Annotated in this window: 19 protein-coding genes, 1 rRNA gene and 2 pseudogenes; 8 read left to right on the top strand and 14 right to left on the bottom strand. The window is 42.3% G+C overall.

Features of this window, described 5'->3' with window-relative positions; all coding sequences use genetic code 11:
• Positions 1-571 precede the first annotated feature (571 nt).
• Both AACS90_RS15195 and AACS90_RS15200 read right to left on the bottom strand, forming a co-directional pair.
• Positions 572-931: pseudogene (locus tag AACS90_RS15195) on the bottom strand (winged helix-turn-helix domain-containing protein); the annotation flags it as partial.
• A 124-nt stretch (positions 932-1,055) separates the two neighbouring features.
• Positions 1,056-2,273, bottom strand: coding sequence for a tyrosine-type recombinase/integrase (locus AACS90_RS15200; protein WP_099123273.1), 1,218 nt, complete (start codon positions 2,271-2,273; stop codon positions 1,056-1,058).
• Positions 2,274-2,540: 267 nt separating this feature from the next.
• On the opposite strand from AACS90_RS15200, the gene AACS90_RS15205 reads away from it, so the two are divergent.
• Positions 2,541-3,524 (top strand): quinone oxidoreductase, encoded by a 984-nt coding sequence (locus AACS90_RS15205; RefSeq protein WP_099123274.1) that lies wholly within the window; start codon positions 2,541-2,543, stop codon positions 3,522-3,524.
• 21 nt (positions 3,525-3,545) lie between these two features.
• Here AACS90_RS15205 and dusA read toward each other — a convergent pair whose 3' ends face one another.
• Positions 3,546-4,583: a tRNA dihydrouridine(20/20a) synthase DusA gene (dusA, locus tag AACS90_RS15210; protein ID WP_099123275.1), complete on the bottom strand. Its 1,038-nt coding sequence runs from the start codon at positions 4,581-4,583 to the stop codon at positions 3,546-3,548.
• A gap of 320 nt (positions 4,584-4,903) precedes the next feature.
• On the opposite strand from dusA, the gene AACS90_RS15215 reads away from it, so the two are divergent.
• Entirely contained in the window at positions 4,904-5,317 is a 414-nt protein-coding gene (locus AACS90_RS15215; RefSeq protein ID WP_099123276.1) for a DUF2628 domain-containing protein, read from the top strand.
• Positions 5,318-5,556: 239 nt separating this feature from the next.
• Positions 5,557-6,021, top strand: a complete 465-nt coding sequence (gene zur, locus AACS90_RS15220; protein WP_099123277.1) for a zinc uptake transcriptional repressor Zur — start codon at positions 5,557-5,559, stop codon at positions 6,019-6,021.
• 139 nt (positions 6,022-6,160) lie between these two features.
• Here the strand turns inward: zur and lexA are convergent, their stop codons facing one another.
• Together lexA and AACS90_RS15230 are read right to left on the bottom strand one after the other, a co-directional pair.
• On the bottom strand, positions 6,161-6,778 hold the full coding sequence (gene lexA / locus AACS90_RS15225) for a transcriptional repressor LexA (RefSeq protein WP_099123278.1): 618 nt from the start codon (positions 6,776-6,778) through the stop codon (positions 6,161-6,163).
• A gap of 118 nt (positions 6,779-6,896) precedes the next feature.
• A complete protein-coding gene (locus AACS90_RS15230) occupies positions 6,897-7,268 on the bottom strand; it encodes a diacylglycerol kinase (protein ID WP_099123279.1) in 372 nt (123 codons plus the stop codon).
• Positions 7,269-7,405: 137 nt separating this feature from the next.
• Between AACS90_RS15230 and plsB the strand changes: the two genes are divergently transcribed.
• Positions 7,406-9,874, top strand: a complete 2,469-nt coding sequence (gene plsB / locus AACS90_RS15235; protein ID WP_099123280.1) for a glycerol-3-phosphate 1-O-acyltransferase PlsB — start codon at positions 7,406-7,408, stop codon at positions 9,872-9,874.
• A 96-nt stretch (positions 9,875-9,970) separates the two neighbouring features.
• On the opposite strand, the gene ubiA is transcribed toward plsB, so the two are convergent.
• The 3 genes from ubiA to pgi form a co-directional block, all read right to left on the bottom strand.
• Positions 9,971-10,828: a 4-hydroxybenzoate octaprenyltransferase gene (ubiA, locus tag AACS90_RS15240; RefSeq protein ID WP_193757275.1), complete on the bottom strand. Its 858-nt coding sequence runs from the start codon at positions 10,826-10,828 to the stop codon at positions 9,971-9,973.
• Positions 10,829-10,863: 35 nt separating this feature from the next.
• Positions 10,864-11,373 carry a chorismate lyase gene (ubiC, locus tag AACS90_RS15245; RefSeq protein ID WP_099123282.1) on the bottom strand — a complete coding sequence of 170 codons (510 nt, stop codon included), beginning with the start codon at positions 11,371-11,373 and terminating at the stop codon, positions 10,864-10,866.
• Positions 11,374-11,556: 183 nt separating this feature from the next.
• The gene (gene pgi / locus AACS90_RS15250) at positions 11,557-13,203 is read right to left on the bottom strand and encodes a glucose-6-phosphate isomerase (protein ID WP_099123283.1); all 1,647 of its coding nucleotides are present in this window, start codon (positions 13,201-13,203) and stop codon (positions 11,557-11,559) included.
• 261 nt (positions 13,204-13,464) lie between these two features.
• On the opposite strand from pgi, the gene lysC reads away from it, so the two are divergent.
• Positions 13,465-14,838: a lysine-sensitive aspartokinase 3 gene (gene lysC, locus AACS90_RS15255; RefSeq protein ID WP_099123284.1), complete on the top strand. Its 1,374-nt coding sequence runs from the start codon at positions 13,465-13,467 to the stop codon at positions 14,836-14,838.
• Positions 14,839-14,928: 90 nt separating this feature from the next.
• Here lysC and AACS90_RS15260 read toward each other — a convergent pair whose 3' ends face one another.
• Entirely contained in the window at positions 14,929-15,444 is a 516-nt protein-coding gene (locus tag AACS90_RS15260) for a GNAT family N-acetyltransferase (protein WP_099123292.1), read from the bottom strand.
• A gap of 109 nt (positions 15,445-15,553) precedes the next feature.
• Here AACS90_RS15260 and iclR point away from each other — a divergent pair, with 109 nt between their 5' ends.
• The 3 genes from iclR (at position 15,554) to AACS90_RS15275 (ending at position 19,131) form a co-directional block, all read left to right on the top strand.
• The gene (iclR, locus tag AACS90_RS15265; protein WP_099123285.1) at positions 15,554-16,384 is read left to right on the top strand and encodes a glyoxylate bypass operon transcriptional repressor IclR; all 831 of its coding nucleotides are present in this window, start codon (positions 15,554-15,556) and stop codon (positions 16,382-16,384) included.
• A gap of 215 nt (positions 16,385-16,599) precedes the next feature.
• Entirely contained in the window at positions 16,600-18,441 is a 1,842-nt protein-coding gene (edd, locus tag AACS90_RS15270) for a phosphogluconate dehydratase (protein ID WP_099123286.1), read from the top strand.
• A 48-nt stretch (positions 18,442-18,489) separates the two neighbouring features.
• Entirely contained in the window at positions 18,490-19,131 is a 642-nt protein-coding gene (locus AACS90_RS15275; RefSeq protein WP_099123287.1) for a bifunctional 4-hydroxy-2-oxoglutarate aldolase/2-dehydro-3-deoxy-phosphogluconate aldolase, read from the top strand.
• Positions 19,132-19,379: 248 nt separating this feature from the next.
• Here the strand turns inward: AACS90_RS15275 and aceK are convergent.
• From aceK to rrf, 5 genes and pseudogenes are all read right to left on the bottom strand, one after another.
• Positions 19,380-21,098, bottom strand: a pseudogene (aceK, locus tag AACS90_RS15280) (bifunctional isocitrate dehydrogenase kinase/phosphatase); the annotation flags it as partial.
• 202 nt (positions 21,099-21,300) lie between these two features.
• Positions 21,301-22,608 carry an isocitrate lyase gene (aceA, locus tag AACS90_RS15285; RefSeq protein ID WP_099123289.1) on the bottom strand — a complete coding sequence of 436 codons (1,308 nt, stop codon included), beginning with the start codon at positions 22,606-22,608 and terminating at the stop codon, positions 21,301-21,303.
• A 61-nt stretch (positions 22,609-22,669) separates the two neighbouring features.
• Positions 22,670-24,268, bottom strand: a complete 1,599-nt coding sequence (aceB, locus tag AACS90_RS15290) for a malate synthase A (RefSeq protein ID WP_099123290.1) — start codon at positions 24,266-24,268, stop codon at positions 22,670-22,672.
• 304 nt (positions 24,269-24,572) lie between these two features.
• Positions 24,573-25,502: a homoserine O-acetyltransferase MetA gene (gene metA / locus AACS90_RS15295; protein WP_099123291.1), complete on the bottom strand. Its 930-nt coding sequence runs from the start codon at positions 25,500-25,502 to the stop codon at positions 24,573-24,575.
• A gap of 188 nt (positions 25,503-25,690) precedes the next feature.
• Positions 25,691-25,806: ribosomal RNA gene (gene rrf / locus AACS90_RS15300) — 5S ribosomal RNA — on the bottom strand.
• Positions 25,807-25,979: the final 173 nt, after the last annotated feature.

Raw genomic sequence — 25,979 nt, forward strand, 5'->3', positions numbered from 1 at the left:
TTTGGACAATTTTTCTCATTTGACGCCGCTCATTGCGCGGAATTGGTGGTACGATGGCCATAACTCAGTCCTTCCTTTTTGTGTTTTTTTGGTTTTGCGGTTAAAAAGTTCGCAAAAATAGGACTGAGTTTCTTTGATTCGCCTACCATTTTGAAAAGCTATTTAGTCATTTAATCCCTCCATACGATTTCATATTGAATAATTCCAAATGTCATCATAATACTAATAAAAAATAACTGACTTACATCCGAAGACTCCCCTAGAAATCTTTTTGAAGTCATCCACTGTACACACTATGCAAGATTTTTAAGAAGCCTGTCATATCTGGGGTTGTGGCCATTAATATGGTATTCATTAACTATTCATCTGTTAACTAAAACATTTTTAGATCATGTATAACATGTATAACATGTATAACATGTATAACATGTATAACATGTATAACATGTATAACATGTATAACATGTATACTTAGTGTACAGAGGAAGAATAACTATACATCCTATTTTTATATTTAAAATCAAAAAAATATGCTATTTAATGTACAGAATGTATAGTTAAACCTAAAAATCTATAATGGTATAATGTTGAGATCTTTATGCTCAGGTAACGATGGAAGCCACTCTTCCGCTTCTTCCGACAACTCAACATTATAAGAATACCCTCTCGTTGTTCTCGTCTTTCGATAATCTTTCCGGTACTCCTGCATAATCTTAGGAATAGATTCGCCAAATTTAGTCTATGTCAGCGGGCGTTCAAAGCCGTGCGCTTCCATAAAGGAAAGATAAGCATGATACAGATACAACCTCGGCGCTCGTGGGCTAATGTTCTTAGTGCCCATCTTCATCCCAGTTGCATCATTGACAGAGACCAGATAACCGCAAAAGCGATACAACGGATCTGAATTGCTTTTTATCGTTATTGCATGGTTCTGTTACCCTCACTGTTTAATTGTTTTTGTGAAGGTATTTTACTTAACAGAAATTATTACGAAAGAAAGCCACATTTGTTACGTGTATATCACAATGGTCATTCTCACAATTCATTAATTCCCATTATTGAGCTGCCTTTAATATAACCACATTCTCATAATTTCCCGCTAATACATCCAGTCGCTCACACCACTTATTTAAAGCGTCTAGCTTCTCTGGTAAATATTGGCTTTTGTTATATATCGCCATAATGCCCGGCAGTGCGTGGCCTAACAGTTGCTCAACGACATGAGGTGCGATGCCTATATCATTTAATTTAGTTGCAAACGTTCGCCTTAAATCATGCAAAGACCATTCCTCGTCATGCTCTAATTTTTTCCATATTTTTCTGCCATATTGTGCGACTGCTTCAAGTTTTTTAATTTCCCCTAAGAGATAACCGCTTTTATGGTTTTGGTGAATAATATCCATTAAAAATGGCTTCATATATTCTGGTATTGGACGAATGATTTTCTCACCTGTCTTGCTATTTTCTTTTGGGACAGTCCATAACATAGAATTCAAATTCCATTCTGAACATTTAGATAACCTGATCTCCCGTGTCCGACAACCAAATACAACCAAAATTTTCAATAAATTATTATAATAAGGTAGGTAAATACCTGTATTTATGGAGTCCCATAATTGACCAAGTTCATGATCGTCTAAATATCGCTGGCCTTTATTTTGTTTTTTTCCAACATCCTGAATAGTTAAATCATCCAATACATGGCTAACTGCATACCTTCTTACCCGGCAAAATTTTAGAGTTTGCTTGCACAATTGAAATACAGAACCAGCAGCCACCGGAGCTTTCTTTTTCATTCTATCAAAGCATTGTAGCCAATATATTGTTTCACAGTCAGATAATGCCATTTCACCAATATAAGGATAAATATGTTTTTCTAATTGCAGAATAAGGGTATCAATATTGACTCGATTTTCTCTGCCGTAGTGCTCTATCCAATATTCAATAGCGTCTTTCACAGTGACTGGTTTTAGTGATTCTTGCATCACTAAATTAAATTGCAGCTTTGGATCTTTACCAGATGCTAACCAACTACGACATTTATCCCGCGTTTCACGAGCTTGCTTGAGAGACACATCAGGATAGCGCCCAATGGTAAGGCGGTTTAACTTTTTTCCATCAAGTCGGTACGTAAAAACCCAACTAACTCCACCAGCTTTAGATGCTTTGGCGCTCAACCCCGCACCATCGGCAAAAAATTCAATATTATCCCTTTCTTTTCCGTGCAGGGTTCTAAGTTTTTTGTCACTGAGCTTGTTTAATTCGGCAGCCATGATCGCTAAAAGTATTTATACAATTGTTTATACGCAATGTGCTGCAAGAGGGGCAAAACGTCAATAAACACTGTAACAACATACAGTTTAATGATTTATTAATTATTTGATATTTATATAAAAATAATAATCATGGACAAATTTCAAAACACAAAGTAAATATATATAGTCTGCAATGATTTCAGATACATTTACGCTGTTTGCAGCGATTTCTTTGCAAACGTGCGAGGCTGTTCCCAATATTTCCAGAATGATAAGAGAGCAACCATGGCAAAACACATCATATTTTCCGCCACCGGCGGCCCAGAAGTACTCAAATATAGTGAATTTACCCCTGTTGACCCTGCGCCTGATGAAGTCCAAGTCGAAAATAAAGCCATCGGAATTAATTATATTGATACTTATGTCCGCAGTGGGCTTTACCCAACAGCAAGCCTTCCCAGTGGGTTAGGCACTGAAGCTGCCGGGATTGTCACAAAAGTTGGCTCTAATGTGTCATACATCAAAATCGGGGATCGTGTGGCGTATGCTCAATCCGGTCTGGGTGCATATAGTGAAGTACATAATGTGCCTGCCAGCAAGTTAACTATTCTTCCTGATAGTATTTCATTTGAGCAGGCTGCCGCTTCCCTTTTGAAAGGGTTGACCGTTTATTACCTTTTCTATCAGACATATAAGATTCTTGAAGGTGAAACTTTTCTGTTTCATGCAGCAGCCGGTGGGGTGGGGTTGATTGCCTGCCAGTGGGCAAAAGCATTAGGTGCAAAATTGATTGGCACTGTCGGTTCAGATGAAAAAGCTCTCCTTGCTCAAAATGCAGGCGCGTGGCAGACCATCAATTATAATCGTGAAAATATTGTTGAACGCGTTTTGGAACTTACCAACGGACAAAAAGTTGATGTCGTTTATGATTCCGTCGGTCAGGCTACATGGCTGGATTCACTTGATTCTCTGGCACCAAGAGGGTTGATGGTCAGTTTCGGAAACGCTTCGGGTGCAGTAACCGGTGTAAATGTCGGGCTTCTCAACCAGAAAGGTTCTCTATTCCTTACCCGCCCTTCTATTAACGGTTATATCACTACGCGGGAAGAGTTAGCAGAAGCGAGCAAAACACTATTTGACTTCATTTCCAATGGAAAAATCAAAGTCGATGTGCCAGAAAACCAAAAATTTCCACTAAGCGAGGCAGTCAGGGCACACCAGATACTTGAAAACCGCGCAACTCACGGTTCCAGCTTATTGATCCCGTAATTTCTAAAACACCTGAGCGGATCACATCCGCTCTGTTACCATTCCCAGTGCTTTTTCAACAACCATAATATCCGAACCGGGTTTATGTGCGTTTTCGCTCAGATGACGACGCCATTGGCGCGCGCCGGGAATACCCTGAAAAATGCCCAGAATATGGCGGGTAATGTGGCCTAAATAAGTACCGTTTGACAATTCCTGCTCGATATAAGGATAAAGAGCTTTAATCACATCTACCGTATTCGTTACCTGAGCGTTTTCGTCAAATAATTCACGGTCCACATGCGCCAGAATCGATGGATTCTGATAGGCTTCCCGCCCAACCATCACACCATCAACATATTGCAAATGTTGTTTTGCTTCTTCCAAGGTCTTAATTCCACCATTAATGGAAAGCGTCAGTTGTGGAAAATCCTTTTTCAGTTGATAGACTCGAGGATAATCCAGCGGTGGAATTTCGCGGTTTTCTTTAGGACTCAAACCAGATAACCACGCCTTGCGCGCATGGATGACAAAATTATCACAGGCACTGTTTTGCACAACAATATCAATAAAATCGCACAGAAACGCGTAACTATCCTGTTCATCAATACCGATACGAGTTTTTACTGTTACTGGGATCTCCACCACATCCTGCATTGCTTTGATGCAATCCGCAACCAATGTAGCGTCCCCCATCAAACAGGCACCAAAACGACCATTTTGTACACGATCAGACGGACAACCAACATTCAGATTGATTTCATCGTAACCACGCACCTGCGCGATCTTAGCACACTGCGCCAATGCCTGAGGCTCACTACCGCCCAATTGCAATGCCAATGGGTGCTCCTGCTCGTTATAAGCCAGATAGTTTCCTTTACCGTGAATAATCGCACCTGTAGTGACCATTTCAGTGTAAAGCAAAGCTTCTTTACTTAGCAGGCGATGGAAGTATCGACAATGACGATCCGTCCAATCCAGCATAGGCGCAACTGAGAAGCGGGAAGGTTTGAATTTTCCGCTTTCACTTGGTATTTCAGTGAATTCACTGGTGTCTTTAGTTTGTTTATTTTCGTGCATTTCAGGTTATTTCAAATGTGTTTAAATTAACAACACCTCACACCCTTCCTTCTAAAAAAATGGGGAATTGCATGAGATGAGTATAAAATGTGGTCTACTGTAGCATAGAAAAATGTTTCCACTCAGAGTGGCACTACATTAGGGAATCATGAGCTTTCAAAGATTGAGAGTTATCGCGGATGAATTTAACTTACCCAAGCAAAAATAACCCAAATAATGTATTAAAATAAGTAACAATTTACAACTGTAAATAAAATTAGTATTGATAAAGATCAAGCTTGTGTTTTAACATTAGAGTCTTTGATATACAAGGAAAAAAAATGGACGCACCTAAGTACTCTGAGAAGTGGCAAGAACGCTTTGAGTTTTTTGAAAAAAATGGCTCACCAGCCTCCAAAAAAAATCGCGAAGAATATAGAAAATTACCTTTTCTTAAAAAAATAAAAATAAACATGAATTTTTTCGCTTTTTTCTTTGGCATAATTTATTTTGTTATTATTGGCTTATGGAAAAAAGGATTAGTTTTATTTGGACTTGTTTTTGCAACAGGATTTTCTCTAGGCGTTGTCCAATTAATACTGGACATTGAATTTTCAGATAGTATCTATAATGCAATTGGAATAGCATTTGCTGGACTAAATGGAATTGCAGCCAACTATGCCTATTATTTAAAAGAAAAAAAGGGTGATAATAGCTGGAATCCGTTCAAAGGCATATTTTTCGATGATAAATGACCTAAATTAAAACTATTTTCTAGAGATAGTGGTTATAAAATAACCACTATCTCTGCTTTAAAATATAATTTATCTCTTTATACAACCCCATATTTTCAAACTAAGACCAAGAATGTTCGTTTGGTTGCTAAATGACAATAATATCCAGAATTATAACTATCAATTAGGTAGATCCCTGCTCCAAGTTAAAAAACATGGTAATATTAAGCCATTAGCATCGTGTAGGTGTGAGAGGTGTAATGAAAACTACCAATCAAAAAAAATTACTGACGCAGGCTGAGGCAATCTGTCTGTCACGAGGGGTTCGTTTAACACCTCAACGCCTTGAAATTCTGCGCTTGATTTCAGCCCAGCCGGGTGCAATCAGTGCCTATGATTTGCTGGATCTGCTACGTGAAGTTGAACCACAGGCAAAACCGCCAACTGTTTATCGAGGGTTAGAGTTTTTACTGGAACAGGGTTTTGTTCACAAAATAGAATCTACAAACAGTTATGTGGTGTGTCATCACTTTGAAGAGCCATGCCATACATCAGCAATGTTTCTTTGTGATAATTGTGGTTCTGTTACCGAGCAGGATGCTGAAGATATCGAATCAGCGATACAAAATTTAGCACAGCAGGCAGGGTTTCATTTGCGGCACAGTGTCATAGAAATCCACGGATTATGCTCTTCTTGTCATGAAACAAACTCGTGTATGGAGTGAGTTTGAAATTACCTTATCAGGCGGTCATTACTGATGATGAATTCATTAATTTCTACGTCCCCGCATAAGCATGTGCTTCGCGGGTACTACGAAAAATGACCGCCCAGAATGGGTAATGTATAATTATCCGCTTTTACACTCAGAACCAATCCCCGTTACGAATCACGCCAACTGCCAGCCCTTCAATGGTGAAATTCTGTTCGCGTAAATCCACAACGATAGGCTTAAACTCAGGATTTTCAGCAATCAGTTCTATCTTGTTTCCTGTTTGTTTGAAACGTTTTACTGTGACTTCATCTTCAATCCGTGCCACGATGACCTGCCCGTTATGAACATCCTGCGTTTTATGCACAGCAAGTAAATCACCATCCATAATACCGATATCCTTCATTGACATACCACGGACACGCAATAGAAAATCAGCATTCGGTTTAAATAATTCCGGATCCACTTTGTAATGGCTTTCAATGTGTTCCTGAGCCAATAGTGGTTCACCTGCAGCCACACGACCAATGAGTGGTAATCCAGCCCCTTCAGCTTCCTCTTCAAGCAGCAAACGGATACCTCTGGAAGCACCAGCGATAATTTCTATCACCCCTTTACGCGCAAGGGCTTTTAAATGCTCTTCTGCGGCGTTAGGTGAACGAAAACCAAGACGCGCGGCAATTTCAGCACGTGTCGGTGGCATACCCGTCTGCGAAATATGGTCACGCACCAAGTTATAAACTTCTTGCTGCCTGGCTGTTAATGCTTTCATTTCGCCCCCTGTTTGTTTATACAGTCTGACTGTGAGTATATACAGCTAAAATTGAATTGGGAACCAGTCAGAATGTAAAAGCCGCTAAATAACGATTTTTGACGAAAAATACACCACATTAACGGGTAAAATACGACCAAATAATTATCACCCAAATAAATAGTGCTAAAATCATGGCTAAAAATACCGCGGCTGAGCCCATATCCTTTGCCCGCCCCGATAGTTCGTGATATTCGCTGCCAATACGGTCTACAACCGCTTCAATAGCGCTATTCAGCATTTCCACAATAAGCACTAACATAACTGAACTAATGAGAAAAAGTCTCTCAAGTATGCCGAAATCAAAGGAGAATGCCACAATAGTTGCTAAAATAGCCAAAACTGCCTCCTGTCGGAATGCAGCCTCATTTTTCCACGCCGCTTTAATACCTTTTGCTGAGTACCCAGCCGCTTTAATTATGCGGGTTAAACCTGTTGATTGGTTAGCCATAAAAATTTTCTTCAAGAATCATAATAGTTTTAAGATCATATAACTTTTAGTCTCTATTATTATCTTATTTACACAGATCTCAAAATCCGTTTCTGGTATGCTTGCCGCGCATTGCTAACAAGAGGCTTAAAGCAGTTATGTCAGCTTGGCGTAAAATATATTACAACTTATTGAATTTGCCGATAAAACTTTTAGTTAAAAGTAAACTTATTCCAACGGTTCCTGTTACAGAGCTGAGTCTTGATACGACTCGGCCTATTCTGTATGTGTTACCGTATCATTCAAAGGCCGATTTATTGACTCTGCGTCAACAGTGTCTTGCTCAGGATTTACCTGATCCGCTAGCGCCTTTGGATATTGATGATACACAGCTTCCAAGCTATGTTTTCATTGATGATGGCCCGCGTGTATTCAGTTACTATGCGCCTAAACATGAGTCTGTGAAGATTTTCCATTCTTATCTGGATTTACATCGCAGTAACCCTGATTTAGATATTCAGATGGTGCCTGTTTCTGTGATGTTCGGGCGCTCTCCTGGACGTGAAGGTCAGGAAACCAATACGGCTCCTCAGCTACGCCTGCTTAACGGGATCCAGAAGTTTTTTGCAATCCTGTGGCTTGGGCGAGATAGTTTTGTCCGTTTTTCCGCACCTGTGTCATTACGCAGTATTGCGGATGAACATGGCACAGATACAATTATTGCCAATAAACTCGCCCGCGTTGCACGGATACACTATTCCCGCCAACGTTTGGCCGCTGTCGGGCCACGTTTACCTGCGCGGCAAGATCTGTTCAGGAAGTTACTGGAATCAAAAGCGATTGAAAAAGCGATTGCTGATGAGGCTCGCAGTAAGAAAATTTCGCCAGAAAAAGCGAAACAGAATGCAATCAATATGCTGGAAGAGATTGCCGCTGATTTTTCCTATGAAACTGTTCGTATAACAGACCGTGTACTAAGTTGGACGTGGAACCGTCTCTATCAGGGCATCAATGTCCATAATGGCGAACGTATCCGCCAATTGGCTCAGGATGGTCATGAACTTGTTTATGTTCCATGCCATCGTAGCCATATGGATTACCTGTTGCTGTCTTATGTGCTTTATCATCAGGGTCTGGTTCCACCACATATCGCAGCGGGCATTAACCTGAATTTCTGGCCAGCTGGCCCGATATTCCGCCGTCTTGGTGCGTTCTTTATCCGCCGCACATTTAAAGGCAATAAACTTTATTCAACTATTTTCCGCGAATATCTGGGTGAACTGTTTTCCCGTGGTTATTCTGTTGAATACTTTGTTGAAGGTGGACGCTCGCGAACTGGCCGCTTGCTCGATCCGAAAACAGGTACGCTTTCCATGACATTGCAGGCAATGTTACGTGGAGAGTCTCGGCCTATCACAATTGTGCCGATTTATATCGGTTATGAACATGTGATGGAGGTTGCAACTTATGCCAAAGAATTACGCGGTGCAACCAAAGAAAAAGAAGGCTTTTTCCAGATGGTCCGTGGGTTGCGTAAACTGCGTAATCTGGGGCAAGGTTACGTCAATTTTGGTGAGCCAATTCCATTAGTACAATATCTGAACCAGCATGTTCCTGAATGGCGTGACGCCATCGATCCAATAGAAGCACAACGTCCGACATGGTTGACCCCAACGGTCAGCAAACTGGCGGATAATATTATGGTGAATATCAATAATGCCGCTGCTGCAAATGCAATTAATTTATGCAGTACAGCCTTATTGTCATCACGTCAGCGAGCACTTACTCGTGAGCAGCTTATTGAGCAATTAGATTGCTATATGCAGCTGATGAGCAATGTTACTTATACAAACGATGTCACTATTCCGGCCAAAACGGCAGAAGAGCTGTTGGATCACGCTTTACGGATGAATAAGTTTGAGGTCGAAAAAGACAGTCTTGGGGATATCATTATCCTGCCTCGTGAAAGCGCGGTACTGATGACCTATTATCGTAACAATATCCAGCACTTGTTGATCCTGCCATCCTTAATCGCCAGTATCGTGATGCATCATCGCCGTATTAGCCGCACTGAACTGCTCAGACAGGTAGAGCTGATTTATCCTCTGCTCAAGCAGGAACTGTTCATGCGTTACAGTAAGGCGGAACTGCCTGATGTAGTGAAGACCTTGATTGATGAATTAGTGCGCCAACGCCTGATCTGCAATAAAGAGCAGGAAGTGCTGGTACTCAATCCTGAGCGTATCCGCCCACTACAACTGTTGGCAGCAGGTATCCGGGAAACACTGCAACGCTACGCCATCACACTTTCTTTACTGAATGCCACTCCGGATATCAGCCGTGGTGCACTGGAAAAAGAAAGCCGGATGCTGGCACAGCGTTTGTCAGTACTGCATGGTATTAATGCGCCGGAATTCTTCGATAAAGCCGTGTTCTCCTGTTCTGTTAATACCTTGCGGGAAGAAGGTTATATTCACGATAGTGGCAACATCGTTACCACAAATGCCCAGGCGCTTTATCAGGTATTAAGCGAGCTGATGTCTCCTGAAATCCGTCTGACGATTGAAAGTGTCAGTATGCCTCCTGAACACAGTGATCAAGAGTCGACAGATGAAATTCAGGAATAACATACTGTTCTGAAAATAAAATCTGGCAAATAGATAAACGGGCGGCCATAAAATGACCGCCCGTTTCGTTAAACCATTTGCTTTTAAAATATAGGGTTAAAAAACATAGCTGAAAAGAATGCCGAGGAATAAAACAAAGCCAACATAATTATTGTTCATGAATGCCTGAAAACATGGCTCACGACTACGGTCAAAAATCAGTTTTTGCTGATAAATAAAAAGCGCGCCAGCCAGCAATACGGTCCAGTAATACATCCCGCCTAAATTCACCAAACAGCCAACCACAATAAGAATTGCCAGCATGGTGAGTTGCAAAATACCAATAATCAGCTTATCAAAACGCCCGAACAAAACAGCTGTCGATTTCACGCCAATTTTCAGATCATCATCACGATCGACCATCGCATATTGGGTATCGTAGATTACTGACCATATGACATTTGCCAGAAATAATAACCAGCATTCTAATGGTAAGGACTCACTTACCGCCGAGAAAGCCATTGGAATTGACCAGCCATAGGCAGCACCTAATACAACCTGTGGCAAGTTACTGACCCGTTTAACGAAAGGATACACACACGCCAGCCCTAATCCGGCAAAGGATAAGGCAATCGTCATTTTGTTCAGCGTCAAAACCAGTGCAAAAGAGATCAGCACGAGTATGCTAAATAAAATTTTGCACTCTTTCTCGCTGATATCACCACTAGGAAGCGGGCGAGACTTTGTCCTTTCAACATGTCCGTCAAATTTCCTGTCGGCGAAATCATTAATACAACACCCTGCTGCCCGCATGAAAAAGACACCCAGAGTGAAGACCAACAGGATATGTAAATTGGGTACACCTTTTGCTGCTATCCATAATGCCCAGTAGGTTGGCCATATTAGTAACAATACGCCAATCGGTTTATCAATACGCATTAAACGGCAATAGGCACGCCATTTATTTTGCGTCATACTGACCTCCAATCTGTTTCTCCCTTATCTCTTATTTATTTAATTTTATATGCAGGTGATTCTGGCAAAAATATTTCTGTAAGTAATAATGGCTTTTCTGATAAACGCAGTAAAGATCGTCTCGCCCAACGCTGCCCCTGTAACCCTATTTGAATATAATCCCGCGTCAGGTTATTGCCACTAAAAAGGTAGCGCCCAAGTGGAACAGTTCCTAGATCCACCAGCTTTTTATCCGGTCCTGTTAATGTTTCTTTCGGGATCACTGTTCGTCCCAACAGCCACGGAATATTATCGCCAAACAGGATAATTTCCCGTAGCCAGTATTTCTCACTTATAGGTAAGTGCTCACTTTCATCACCAAGCTCTTCAGCTGTAATAAAGCATTCCCGAAATGGTGTGACAGTGACATGATGGCAATGCTGCTCAAAACGACGAGTCATTGAACCAACTTCCATCAGCCAGTCCAGAATACTCTCAGGCGTGTTGGCTTCGTCAGTTGAAAGCCAGTGAATAGGAGTAGAAGTTAATATTGTGTCATTTGCCATGTCATTTTCCAATTGCGGAGAATACCAACTTCTCCGACAGCGCAACGAATGGGAAGTGAGGATATCATGTTACAGGCCAATAAAATAAAAAGTTGGTAACAAATTATGTAGATTGCAAAAAATATCCCCCCAATAAATAATGTTATTGAGGGGATAACTGATTATATAAAATGATAAATCAGATTAACGCCATTCTTTGAAACGATTAATCAGCCCGTTTGTAGAACTGTCATGGCTATTTACGCTTTCTGAATCGTGGAGTTCAGGCAGGATACGATTTGCCAATTGTTTTCCCAGTTCAACGCCCCACTGGTCAAATGAGAAAATATTCAGAATTGCGCCCTGAGCAAAGATTTTATGCTCATACATGGCAATTAATGCGCCCAGACTAAATGGTGTAATTTCACGTAACAGAATTGAGTTAGTCGGACGGTTGCCTTCAAACACTTTGAATGGCACAACATTTGCCACATCCTGTACACTCTTTCCGGCAGCAACAAATTCGGCTTCTACCTGAGCCTGAGTTTTACCAAAAGCCAGCGCTTCAGTCTGTGCAAAGAAGTTAGATAACAATTTACTGTGATGATCGCCAATTGGGTTGTGGCTGATTGCCGGCGCAATAAAATCACATGGGATCAGTTTCGTTCCCTGATGGATAAGCTGGTAGAAAGCATGCTGACCATTGGTACCCGGTTCACCCCAGATAATCGGTCCGGTCTGATAATTCACGGGGCTTCCATTACGATCAATATATTTACCGTTTGATTCCATATTTCCCTGCTGAAAGTAAGCAGCAAAACGATGCATATATTGATCATAAGGCAGAATCGCTTCAGTTTCTGCGCCAAAGAAATTGTTATACCAGATGCCAATCAGCGCCAGAATAACCGGAATATTCTGTTCAGGAGCAGTTTGTGCAAAGTGCTTATCCATAGCATGGGCACCATTCAGCAATTGCTCGAAATTATCATATCCAATGGACAGGACAATAGATAAACCTATCGCAGACCAAAGGGAATAACGGCCGCCGACCCAGTCCCAGAACTCAAACATGTTTTGCGGATCAATACCAAACTTGCTGACTTCCTGTTCATTCGTTGAAAGTGCCGCAAAATGTTTGGCAACATGTGCTTCATCAACTGCACTTTGCAAGAACCAATCACGGGCAGAATGTGCGTTAGTCATCGTTTCCTGCGTAGTAAAAGTCTTCGATGCTATCAGGAACAATGTGGTTTCCGGATCCAGAGACTTCAGCGTTTCCGCGATATGAGTGCCATCCACATTGGATACAAAGTGCATATTAAGGTGGTTCTTATAGGCTTTCAGCGCTTCTGTCACCATATATGGGCCAAGATCTGAACCACCAATGCCGATGTTGACCACATCAGTAATGGCCTTACCGGTATAACCTTTCCACTCCCCACCAATAATGCGCTCACTGAATGATTTCATTTTTGCCAGTACCGCATTGACCTGCGGCATAACATCTTCCCCATCAACCTTAATCGGAGAGTTACTGCGGTTACGTAAAGCAATATGCAGTACAGCGCGATCTTCAGTGCGGTTAATCTTTTCACCGGAAAACATGCTATGAATAGCCCCGGATAAATCAGTTTCTTTCGCCAGAGCCTGTAATTTATCCAGTGTTTCCGGGGTAATACGGTTTTTGGAATAATCCACCAGAATCTGATCGTCAAATGTGGCAGAGAATGTCGTAAAGCGCGCCTTATCCTGTTCAAACAAATCTCGCAGGTGAGTATCTTTTATCTGCTCAAAATGTTGCTGCAATGCTTTCCAGGCTTCGGTCTGGCTAGGGTTGATGTTTTTCATGAATAATGTTCTCTATCTACTGTAGATAAAAATAGGAATGCACAGGATTGTAACAAGTTAATACTGTGATGGATCTCCTTTTCCTGTTACTGACTGATATTGGTCAAAATAAGCGATTATTTCCAGTCATAATTACATAGGCAAAAACGATAATCTCACTCTAATCATGAAAAATATTGATGCTTAATTAACAAATATTGACTCATTACCGCTAACCCGATATTTCTAATTGCCTATCTTTAAAACAGAAGGCTATCATCCATGAGTGCAGTATCTTCTCCCTCTTCGCAGTATATTGTTGCAAAATTCGGTGGTACCAGTGTGGCAGACTTTGATGCCATGAATAACTGTGCTGATATTATTCTGGCAAACAGAGATGTTCGCGTCGTCGTTTTATCAGCTTCCGCAGGTATAACCAATTTGCTGGTCACATTAGCTTCCGGCTGTAATAGTGATAAACGGGAGAAGTGCCTGAAACAGATCCGGGACATTCAATATGCTATTATCGGGCGACTGAATGAATCAGATGTGATTAAAGATGAGATTGACCGTCTGCTGGATAACATTGCTACATTGTCAGAAGCGGCTTCGCTCGCCACATCTGACGCCTTGACTGATGAGTTAGTCAGCCACGGTGAAGTCATGTCCACCCTGTTGTTTGTTGAATTATTACGTCAGCGCAATACAGATGTCGAATGGTTTGATATCCGCCGGATAATGCGTACCAATGACCAATTCGGACAGGCTGAGCCTGATACCACCCAGCTCAATATTCTGGCCGAACAACATTTGCAGCCACGCCTGAATAATACAATTGTTATTACTCAGGGTTTTATCGGCAAAGAAGAAAAAGGGCGTACAACAACATTAGGGCGTGGCGGCAGTGATTATACCGCCGCATTACTTGGTGAAGCGCTCGGGCTAAGCCGTGTGGATATCTGGACCGATGTTCCGGGAATTTACACAACAGATCCTCGTGTTGCCCCAACAGCTACGCGTATTGATAAAATTGCTTTTGATGAAGCGGCTGAGATGGCAACATTTGGTGCCAAAATCCTCCACCCGGCAACATTACTGCCTGCCGTTCGCTGTGGTATTCCTGTTTTCGTTGGTTCAAGTAAACAACCACAGGCAGGCGGTACACTCGTTTGCGACAGAACGGCAAACCCACCCCGCTTCCGGGCACTGGCGCTGCGTCGCAAACAGACTTTATTAACTCTGCATAGCCTGAAAATGCTGCATGCAAGAGGCTTTCTGGCAGAAATTTTTATCCTGCTTTCACGCCATAATATTTCGGTGGATCTGATTACTACCTCAGAAGTCAGCGTTGCGTTAACACTGGATACAACAGGCTCCACCAGCACGAACGGTAGTTTGCTGACTAATGCCCTACTGACAGAGCTTTCAACATTGTGTCGTGTCGAGGTTGAAGAAGATTTGGCACTGGTGGCGATTATCGGTAATAAGCTGTCACAGGCCAGAGGATTAGGAAAAGAGATCTTTGGTCCGCTGGAATCCTTCAATATCCGTATGATCAGCTATGGTGCAAGTAGCCATAATGTCTGCCTGCTTGTACCCGGGCAAGACGCTGAAGAAGTGGTTCAAACCCTTCATAAGAATTTGTTTGAAGAATAACCAACACACCCGGGTATTCTCATTCCGTTACGGTAATAAGAATACCCGCCATGTACATAAATTTCGTTTTCTTGCCGTGAAAATAACTTTTTATTCAAACAATTTTTCCAGCCAAACTGAGCTAATGTACTGACCGTTTTTACTTGCATACTCTCTGAAAACACCCACTTCACAAAAACCAAATTTCTTGTGCAGCCCAATTGATGCCTCATTAGGTAATGCAATACCTGATAGCGCACTATGTACATCTTGTGATGCTAGTTCACTAAAGAGGTGTTGATAAAGTGCGCTACCTACTCCTGTGTGCTTCATTGATGGTGCCAGATAAATGCTGACTTCAACCGTTTTGTTAAATGCCTCTAATGCCCGATAAGGCTGGGAACATGCAAAACCCAAAACCGCTTGATCTTCAACTGCGACAAAAAGCTGGTAACGTGTGTCAGGCTGAAATTGTGAGAACCAAAGTTGCTTTCTCTCTAATGTCATTGGCTCGGTTTCAAAACGGGCATTCGAGTTTGCAATGTAGTAATTAAAGATATCGACTATTTCAGATAAATGTTTTTGTTTGCCAAATGTGATTTTCAATATACTTTTTCCTTCACTCATCGGATGTGTTTTCCCACCCTTTATCATTCATAATAAGAAAACGAAAACAAATTCCATTTTAACTCTGCTTAGCCATCCTATAAACAGAGGATAATTTAGAGGGAATCTTATGAATACCGCTATTGCCAATAAACGCCCTAAAAAAACTAAAATGACAGCCGGCGGTGCCGCAGCAGGCGGTCAGGTACAATCTTTAAGCCGGGGCTTATCCCTTTTGGAATTCATTTCTGATTCACAAAGTGGGGTCGCCCTGACTGACCTCGCTATTCAGGCCGGTCTTCCTAATTCGACTACCCACCGTCTTTTGACAACGCTACAACAGCATGGTTTTGTTCGGCAGGTTGGCGATCTGGGACTATGGGTGATTGCATCACATGCGTTTGTTGTCGGCAGCAGCTTTCTGCAAAGCCGCAATCTGATGGTACTGGTTCATCCAATTTTACGCCAGTTGATGGAAGATTCTGGCGAGACTATCAATCTTGCTATTTTCAATATTGATGAATATGAAGCGGTGATTGTCGATCAAGTGCAATGTAACGCATTGATGCGGATGTCCGCGCCTATTGGCGGTCAGTTACCCATGCATGCATCCGGTGCAGGTAAGGCGCTACTTGCGACACTGTCTGAACAAAAGTGCCTGCAATTACTGCACAAAAAAGGGTTACACGCCTATACACAGCACACACATACTACCGCTGCCGCCTTAAAAGAGAACCTTGAACAGATCCGTAAGCAGGGTTTTTCACTCGATGATGAAGAACATGCTCTTGGGTTACGCTGTATTGCTGCCTGCATCTATGATGAGCACCATGATGCGTTTGCTGCTATTTCTATCTCCGGCCCGATATCACGTATCTCTGATGAGCGTGTGACTGAGCTGGGTGCCCTTGTTATGCGGGCAGCGAAAGAGATAAGTCGGGAATATGGCGGTAATAAGTAAAATTTCTGCTAATTTCACTTAAAAAGCAGACTTACTGATTAGCTGTTACGTTTCAGCTTATAAATTGATATAGATCACAGATAAGGTGTGTTGAAGACAAAAGTTGATTGCATCCTTTGTTTATTGCATTAAAAATGTTACCGGTAACAAATAGTGAGAGTATGTGCTAGATACATTCCATATGGTGTAGGAAGCAAGTGCCTGGAGCAATTATCATGACAACACCCCAGAACAGTACGACGATCAATAAAACCGTCGAACGGATCACTCAACGTATCATTGAACGTTCTAAAGAGACGCGTAACCGTTATCTGGCGCATATTGAGTCTGCTCGTTCAAAAACCGTCCATCGCTCTCAACTGGCATGCGGGAATCTGGCTCATGGTTTTGCTGCCTGTCAAAATGACGATAAAGTCGCATTAAAGAATATGGTGCGTAACGATATCGCCATTATCACTTCTTACAATGACATGCTTTCCGCTCATAAACCTTATGAAAACTATCCACAAAAATTAAAAGATTCCTTACATGCAGTCGGTGCTGTCGGTCAGGTTGCGGGTGGTGTTCCTGCCATGTGTGATGGTGTAACACAAGGGCAGGATGGAATGGAGTTATCCCTACTCAGCCGTGATGTCATCGCAATGTCCGCGGCTATCGGGCTTTCCCATAATATGTTTGATGGTGCTCTGTATCTGGGAATCTGTGACAAAATTGCGCCGGGACTGGTCATGGCTGCACTGTCATTCGGCCACTTACCTGCTGTTTTTGTTCCCGCAGGGCCGATGACCAGTGGCTTACCGAATAAAGAGAAAGTCCGCATCCGCCAGTTATATGCTGAAGGTAAGGTTGATCGTCGGGCGTTACTGGAAGCAGAAGCAGACTCTTACCACAGTATCGGTACCTGTACTTTCTATGGCACAGCCAATTCCAACCAAATGGTCATGGAAGTAATGGGACTGCATTTACCCGGAGCTTCTTTTGTCCATCCGGATACGCCATTACGTGACGCCTTAAACGATGCCGCTGCACGTCAGATCACTCGTCTGACTGAAAATTCAGGTAATTATCTCCCTCTGGGACAAATGGTTAATGAAAAAGTGATCGTCAATGGCATTATTGCACTGCTGGCAACCGGTGGTTCAACAAATTTGACCATGCACTTGATCGCAATAGCAAACGCAGCCGGAATTATCATTAACTGGGATGATTTTTCTGAACTATCAGATGTCATCCCGTTGTTATGCCGTATTTACCCCAACGGGCCTGCGGATATCAACCAATTTCAGGCTGCCGGTGGTGTGGCTCTGGTTGTTCGGGAGTTACTGAAAAAAGGCTTACTTCATCAAGATGTTAATACCATCGCTGGATTCGGTCTGGAACGTTATACTCAGGAACCCTGGCTGAATGAAGGTCAACTGGCATGGCGTGAAAGCATTCACACATCACTGGATAAAGAAGTTATTGCCTGTATTGAAAAACCGTTCAAACATCATGGCGGTACAAAAGTCATGACCGGAAATATTGGTCGTGCGGTTATGAAAACTTCGGCAGTACCAGCCAACAATCTCGTTATTGAAGCTCCAGCCGTTGTTTTTAATAGTCAGCACGATATCGCCCCTGCTTTTGAGGCTGGAAAATTAAATCGTGATTGTGTTGTCGTCGTTCGTTATCAGGGGCCACAGGCAAACGGTATGCCTGAATTACATAAATTAATGCCACCATTGGGGGTACTGATGGATCGTGGTTTTAAAGTTGCTTTAGTGACGGATGGGCGTCTGTCCGGCGCATCCGGTAAAGTACCTTCCGCCATTCATGTTACACCGGAAGCCCATGCTGGCGGAGTGCTGGCCAAAATACAGGATGGAGACTTAATCCGTATTGATGGCCGCACCGGTGAACTTACGTTGCTGCTTGATGAGCTGGAATTAGCACAAAGAGTACCTTATCAAGCCGATTTAAGCACAGGGCATACCGGTTGTGGACGTGAACTATTTAGTGCTTTGCGTACCCAGCTTTCCGGTGCAGAGCAAGGTGCATGTTCCATTACATTTTTATAACCGGGGATTTTAAATCCCTTGTGTCGGATTCGATGAGAGAAATTGCTAATGAATAATTGGAAAACAACAGCAGAAAGCATCCTGACTGATGGCCCTGTCGTCCCTGTTATCGTAATCAATGAAATTGAACATGCCGTACCATTGGCGAAAGCGTTGGTGGCAGGCGGAATAAGGGTATTGGAAGTCACGCTGAGAACAGCATGCGCGCTGGAAGCAATTCGTCTCATTGCCAGAGAAGTTCCTGAAGCCATTATTGGTGCTGGAACGGTGATTAATCCCGAACAACTTTCTGCCGTCACTGAGGCCGGAGCACAGTTTGCCATTAGCCCTGGGTTAACTGATGAGTTGTTAAAAGCCGCGACAACTGGCTCAATTCCTCTTATTCCGGGCATCTCCACTGTCTCTGAGCTAATGCTGGGTATGAGCTATGGCTTAAATTGTTTCAAATTCTTCCCTGCGGAAGCAAATGGCGGCGTAAAAGCGCTGAAAGCTATTGCTGGCCCATTCCCACAGGTGCGTTTCTGCCCGACAGGAGGAATTTCTCCTGATAATTACCGTGATTATCTGGCACTGAATAGTGTCCTATGTATCGGTGGCTCTTGGCTGGTACCAAATGATGCATTGAAAAAAGGTGATTATGCGCATATTACGGAACTGGCTCATAATGCAATAACAGGCGCTAAAGCATAATTTAGCCGGATCATTTTTGAAATTGCGGAAATTCTATTATTTCAGTAGAGCTACTTGTTAGAATTTCCGCTTTCATAAATTCAGCGTTTTTTAGCCAAATAATGAAGAAAGCCAGTTAAATCCTTTTACCACACCACCTTATATTAAGAGTGAATATCACGGTTAGAAGAAGCTAGTACCACAATATTATTCTCTTCATCCAATAATTCTGAATATTTCGTTATACCCTGCTCTTCAGCTTTGTTCTCATTACGCTGACTGAATCTCTGCCTGAGACGGTAAGCAAAAACATCCTCTACATGCCCTTTTCTTATCCGTTCTTGCAACGCTCGCCAATAATCTGCTTTAAAAAGATCGCCGTGAAATTCTTCAAAATATTTACGAATGCGCTTATCGCTACATAAAAAATGCCGGAACTCTTCCGGAAAAACGTCATTGGGCGCTACGCTGTACCACGGCTCACTGGCAAGTTCATCTTCCGGATAACGCGCTGGAGGAATATCCCTAAAATTCACTTCGGTCATATAACAAATTTCGTCATAATCATAGAAAATCACCCTTCCGTGTCGTGTAACCCCAAAATTCTTGAATAACATGTCTCCCGGAAAGATATTCGCTGCCGCAAGCTGTTTAATTGCATTCCCATATTCTTCAACAGCATCTTTCAGATGATCCTCATCTACCTGCTCCATATAGATATTCAGTGGGAGCATTCTTCGTTCCATATAAAGATGTTTTATCAGAATTTTGTCACCTAAATCTTCCAGCTTTTCAGGGATCTCTTTCTGTATTTCCTCCATTAACTCGGGGCTGATATGGCGTTTATCGATGACGAAATTCTCAAATTCCTGTGTATCAGCCATTCTCCCGACCCGATCATGCTCCTTGACCAACCGGTAACACTCCTGAACCCTCTCCTGAGAAACTTCTTTCTGCGGCGCAAACTTATCTTTTATCACCTTAAATACACGGTCAAAAGAAGGAGACGTGAAAACCAGCATTACCATCCCTTTCACCCCCGGAGCAATGGTAAATTGTTCCTGAGAGGAATTGATAAATGTCAGATATTCACGGTAATACTCTGTTTTTCCATGCTTTTGGCAGCCAATGGCCATATAAAGCTCGGCTGTCGATTTAACGGGCAAAATTTCACGTAACCATTCAACCATAGCTGCCGGTAAAGGGGCATAAACCATAAAATAAGAGCGGGCAAAACCAAAAACGACACTGGCGTCATCATGATTCGTCAGACAGGTATCAATAAAAATTTGGCCTGATTCATTATGATGAATCGGCAATAAAAATGGATAAACTTCTGTACCCAGCCTTATTTTGCCTACCAGCCAAGCAGCTTTATTGCGATAAAAGAGTTCGTTAGCAATCTGAAATGTCGCCTGTAGTAAATCATATCCGGGAAATGTGTTTTGTAAGTAGCGAGTGAGGTAACTGATATCTCTGTCTAAATTTTCCCATTCCAGACGCAATGGTAAATCTTTTAAAATAGCCCATAGCATAGATTCAAGACCGGCATCAGGAAAAAAATCCCGCGATAATGGGCGTGGAATATGGCGGAAACGACGTGGTGGTTGGGAAGAAAAGATAAATAAATTTTCCTGCTTCAAATTACGATGCTGAAATAATCGGCAATAAACGGAATTAAAAAAACTTTCTGCAATTTCAAAACGTGGGTAATCCGGCAGTAGGCGGGTATAAACCACTTTCACTTTGGCAATGTACTCCTGATCGTACAACCGTGAACCACGAATACATTTCAGCTGTTCAACCACCAAGCCTACATGATGATCGTAAAGATTGATCCTTTTCTTCATGGCCTGCTGCACTGCGTGCCAGTCTGCCTGCTCAAAACGCTGTTGTGCGCCAGACGTTACTTCCAGAAATCTGCCGTATTGCGCATCAAACCCCTGAAGAATAGTTTGTGCAATTAAGTGAGCTAAATCTGTTTCCATGTCTGCCACCTTAATCTGACGCGTAAAGGGGAATTCCTGACGGAGTCCCCCAAGGTGATATCTACACTTCGTCTTTCAAGCTGCCTCTTTGTTGGCTACGTTTGCTCACCCCTGTCACATAGTTATCTATGCTCCCGGGGATTCACTCTCTTGCCGCCGCGATACACCTTGAAATCCATTGAGTATCAATGCAATACAAAAATCAGAATTGCTGCTCTTCGGTTGACCCTGTCAGAGCGGTAACAGAGGAGGTTCCCCCCTGTATTATCGTGGTTACTTTATCAAAGTAACCCGTGCCCACTTCCTGTTGATGCGAGGAGAAGGTGTAGCCACGCTCCAGTGAGGAAAACTCACGCTCCTGAACCTTCTCTACGTAGTGTTTCATGCCTTCGCCACGTGCATAGTCATACGCCAGATCAAACATGTTGAACCACATACTATGAATACCAGCCAAAGTAATAAACTGGAATTTATACCCAAGCTCAGAAAGCTGTTCCTGGAAACTGGCAATCGTTTTATCATCCAGATTCTTTTTCCAGTTAAAAGATGGAGAACAATTATAGGCCAGTAACTTCCCTGGATACTCCGCATGAATTGCTTCTGCAAAACGACGGGCTGCTTCAATGTCTGGTGTCGATGTTTCACACCAGACAACATCAGCATATGGTGCATAAGCCAGCCCACGACTAATAGCCTGATCAATCCCTGCACGTGTACAGAAGAAACCTTCACAGGTTCGCTTGCCAGTAAGAAACTCGCTATCATAGGGATCGCAATCCGATGTCAGCAGATCGGCTGCATCGGCATCAGTACGAGCGATAAGAAGAGTGGGTACACCTGATACGTCTGCGGCTAAGCGAGCAGCCACTAATTTCTGGATAGCTTCCTGAGTTGGTACCAGTACTTTGCCTCCCATATGCCCACATTTCTTCACTGCAGCTAACTGATCTTCAAAATGGACAGCGGCGGCTCCGGCTTCGATCATCGCTTTCATAAGTTCAAACGCATTCAGGACGCCACCAAATCCTGCTTCTGCATCCGCCACAATCGGCAGGAAATAATCGGTGTATTCGACGCTATCAGGGCCAATGCCATTCGCCCATTGGATCTGATCTGCGCGGCGGAAACTATTATTGATACGCTTAATGACATTTGGTACGGAATCGACTGGGTAGAGTGATTGGTCAGGGTACATACTGGAAGCTGTGTTGGCATCAGCTGCAACCTGCCAGCCAGAAAGATAAACAGCTTCAATTCCGGCTTTAGCCTGCTGAAGTGCCTGCCCACCCGTCAGTGCACCTAGCGCGTTTACATAACCTTTTTTGGATTTTCCATTCAACAATTCCCATAACTTTTTCGCTCCCATTTGAGCCAAAGTATGTTCAGGATTGACTGAGCCACGTAATTTAATAACATCTTCAGCTCTGTATGGTCGATTAATGCCTTCCCAGCGTGCTTTTTTCCATTCTTGCTCTAATTGAGTGATTTGTTGTGCTCGAGAAACGGTCATGATCCTATACTTCCTATTCTGAATTAATTGAATATTAATTAGTGATTGGATGTTGTTTAAATCAGTCGAGTAATTGATAGCCCGGCAAAGTCAGGAAATCGACTAGTTCGTCTTGTGTGGTGATCCGTTTCATCAGCTCAGAAGCCTCTGTAAACCTTCCTTCGTTAAAACGTACCTCACCAACTTCTTGTTTAATGACTGCCAATTCTTCTTTTAGCATCTGGTTGAACAACTCTTTAGTCACTTTTTGACCGTTGGTCAACGATTTTTCATGATGGATCCATTGCCAGATAGAGGTACGGGAAATTTCTGCTGTAGCAGCGTCTTCCATCAAGCCATAGATCGGCACACACCCATTCCCTGAAATCCATGCTTCTATGTACTGGACTGCAACTCGGATATTTGCCCGCATGCCATCTTCGGTTCTTTCTCCCAGACTTGGTTCAAGCAGCTGTGCAGCAGTGATCTCACCATCCTCTTCTCGGGAAACCATCAGTTGATTTGGTCGTTCACCCAGTTTTGAACTAAATACTTCCATCGCTATATCGGCAAGACCGGGATGGGCAATCCATGTACCGTCATGACCATTATTAGCTTCCAGCTCTTTATCGGCTCTGACTTTATCCAGCACTATCTGATTTTGCTCAGGATCTTTACTCGGTATAAATGCTGACATACCGCCCATCGCAAAAGCCCCTCGTCTATGACAGGTTTTAATCAATAAACGGGAATAAGCACTCAGGAAAGGTTGTGTCATAGTGACTGACTGACGGTCTGGTAAAACGCGATCTGCATGATTCTTCAGTGTTTTGATATAACTGAAAATATAATCCCAACGGCCACAATTCAGACCAACAATGTGATGACGCAGGTGATAAAGGATTTCATCCATTTGGAAAACAGCTGGCAATGTTTCAATCAGAACAGTCGCTTTAATCGTGCCTTTTGGCAAATTGAAACGCTCTTCCGTAAAACTGAAAACATCACTCCACCATTGTGCTTCATGGTAGCTCTGGATCTTAGGTAAATAGAAGTAAGGACCACTCCCTTTCGCCAGCAACTGTTTATAATTCAAATAAAAATAAATCGCAAAATCAAATAACCCGCCAGAAATTGGTTCATTTTTATAAAGAATATGCTTTTCTGACAGGTGTAATCCCCTGACACGAGCAATCAATACAGCAGGGTCCGATTTTAATTCATAACGTTTGCCTTGCTCATTGGTATAAGAAATAGTTCCATTAACTGCATCCCGCAGGTTAATTTGACCATCAATAATCTTATCCCAGCTTGGTGCCAGAGAATCTTCAAAGTCTGCCATAAATACTTTAACGTTAGCATTCAGGGCATTGATAACCATTTTCCGCTCTACAGGCCCGGTGATCTCAACCCGACGATCTTTTAGATCGTCCGGAATTCCCTGAATTTTCCAATCACCTTTTCTAATGGAATCTGTTTCCGAAATAAATTCTGGTAATTGCCCGTTATCTATTTTCTTCTGCCAATTTATCCGATCTTCTAGTAATTTTTTGCGTCTGTTAGCAAATTTGACGACTAAATCTTCTAGAAAATGAATAGATTCAGATGATAAAACCTTCTTCTCAGCATCAGAAAAAGGTTTTATAAAGGTTAATTCTGTTGCCAATACTTGCTGCGTCATCCCCTATTCCTCACCTTAAAGTGTCCACTCAGGTAAGAATAATCAATATAAAAAATAAATCAAAAACGGTTTCCATTATTTTTATATATTAAATTATTAATAATAAAATCAAACAATTAATAGAGAGATAGGCATATACAAACTGGGAATTAATTTCCAAAATATAAAAACAAAAACTGTTAAGTTTTTGTTATATATAGAGAATAGGAAAAACAGATAATTTATAGAAAATAAACAAAAAATTAAAAAATGAGAAATGACTCGCTTCAGTTAATTCTCATTTTTAAAGATGTTTATAAGAAGTTTAATCTAAGGAAGGGTTCATGTAGGTCAAATCGTATGGAGTGATCTGATATACATAATAATTGAGCCAATTTGAAAATAGCAAATGCCCATGGCTACGCCATGTAGCAACCGGCTTATTTTCTGGATCATTATCCGGGAAGTAGTTGACGGGTAATACAGGTTCTAAACCAGCCGTCCGATCACGCTGATATTCAGCAGCTAACGTGCCAACATCATATTCTGGATGCCCAGTTACGAATACTAGTCTTTTATCCTTACTGGCAAGTAAATAGGTACCGGCTTCTTCTGAACTAGCCAAAATATCCAGATCCGTATATTGACGAATAGCTGACTCAGGAAAATCAGCAAAGCGTGAATGCGGCGCCCAAAATGATTCATCAAATCCTCTGGTCAATAATGCCAATGGTTCCAGAATAGTGTGAGAGTAAACACCTGATAGTTTCGTTTTTCGCGTATATTTAGGCAGGTTATAAAGAATATTTAAAGCCGCCTGAACAGCCCAACAGACAAAAAGTGTTGAAGTAACATGCTCTCTGGCCCAATTGATAACGGTTTCAATTTCCTCCCAATACGTAACATCCTCAAATTTTACTAATCCTAAAGGGGCACCGGTTACGATTAATCCATCAAAATTCTGATCTTTTATTGATTCAAAGTCGCAATAAAAATTATCCAAATGCTCCGCTGGTGTGTTTCTACATCGGCGACTGTCAATACGGAGTAATTGAATATCAATCTGTAACGGTGAATTAGAAAGTAACCTGATAAATTGATTTTCCGTTTCTATCTTCTTTGGCATTAGATTTAGTAACAATACCTTCATGGGACGGATGTCCTGAATACTGGCTCTCGTCGATGTCATAACAAAGATATTTTCATTGCGAAGAAAATTAACTGCTGGCAGTTCATCAGGTACACGAATCGGCATTGTTTAAAACCTCAATCATTCCACATAATTTAGCCTTCTAGACAGCCAAAATTTAACCTTAAAATGGGAGGAATGTCGAGTTTTTGTACGCAAATTGAAATTATTTCATTCTATGAAATAAAAAATGGAGATAAAAAACAAACGCAAAAAAGCCATCCGGTGAAGGATGGCTTCTCTGACAAAGTGATGTCTGGCAGTTCCCTACTCTCACATGGGGAGACCCCACACTACCATCGGCGCTACGGCGTTTCACTGCTGAGTTCGGCATGGGGTCAGGTGGGACCACCGCGCTATTGCCGCCAGACAAATTCGGTTTGTTATCTCGAACAAGCTGTGACCGTCTTTACTGGGTCCTTTTTCTCTGAAACTGCGTCTTTACTCTCAATCCCCGCAAAACACCTTCGGTGTTGTCAGGTTAAGCCGCACGGTTCATTAGTACTGGTTAGCTCAACGTCTCGCAACGCTTACACACCCAGC

It is taken from the genome of Xenorhabdus sp. KK7.4 (assembly GCF_963876465.1).
GTDB classification, from domain to species: domain Bacteria; phylum Pseudomonadota; class Gammaproteobacteria; order Enterobacterales; family Enterobacteriaceae; genus Xenorhabdus; species Xenorhabdus stockiae.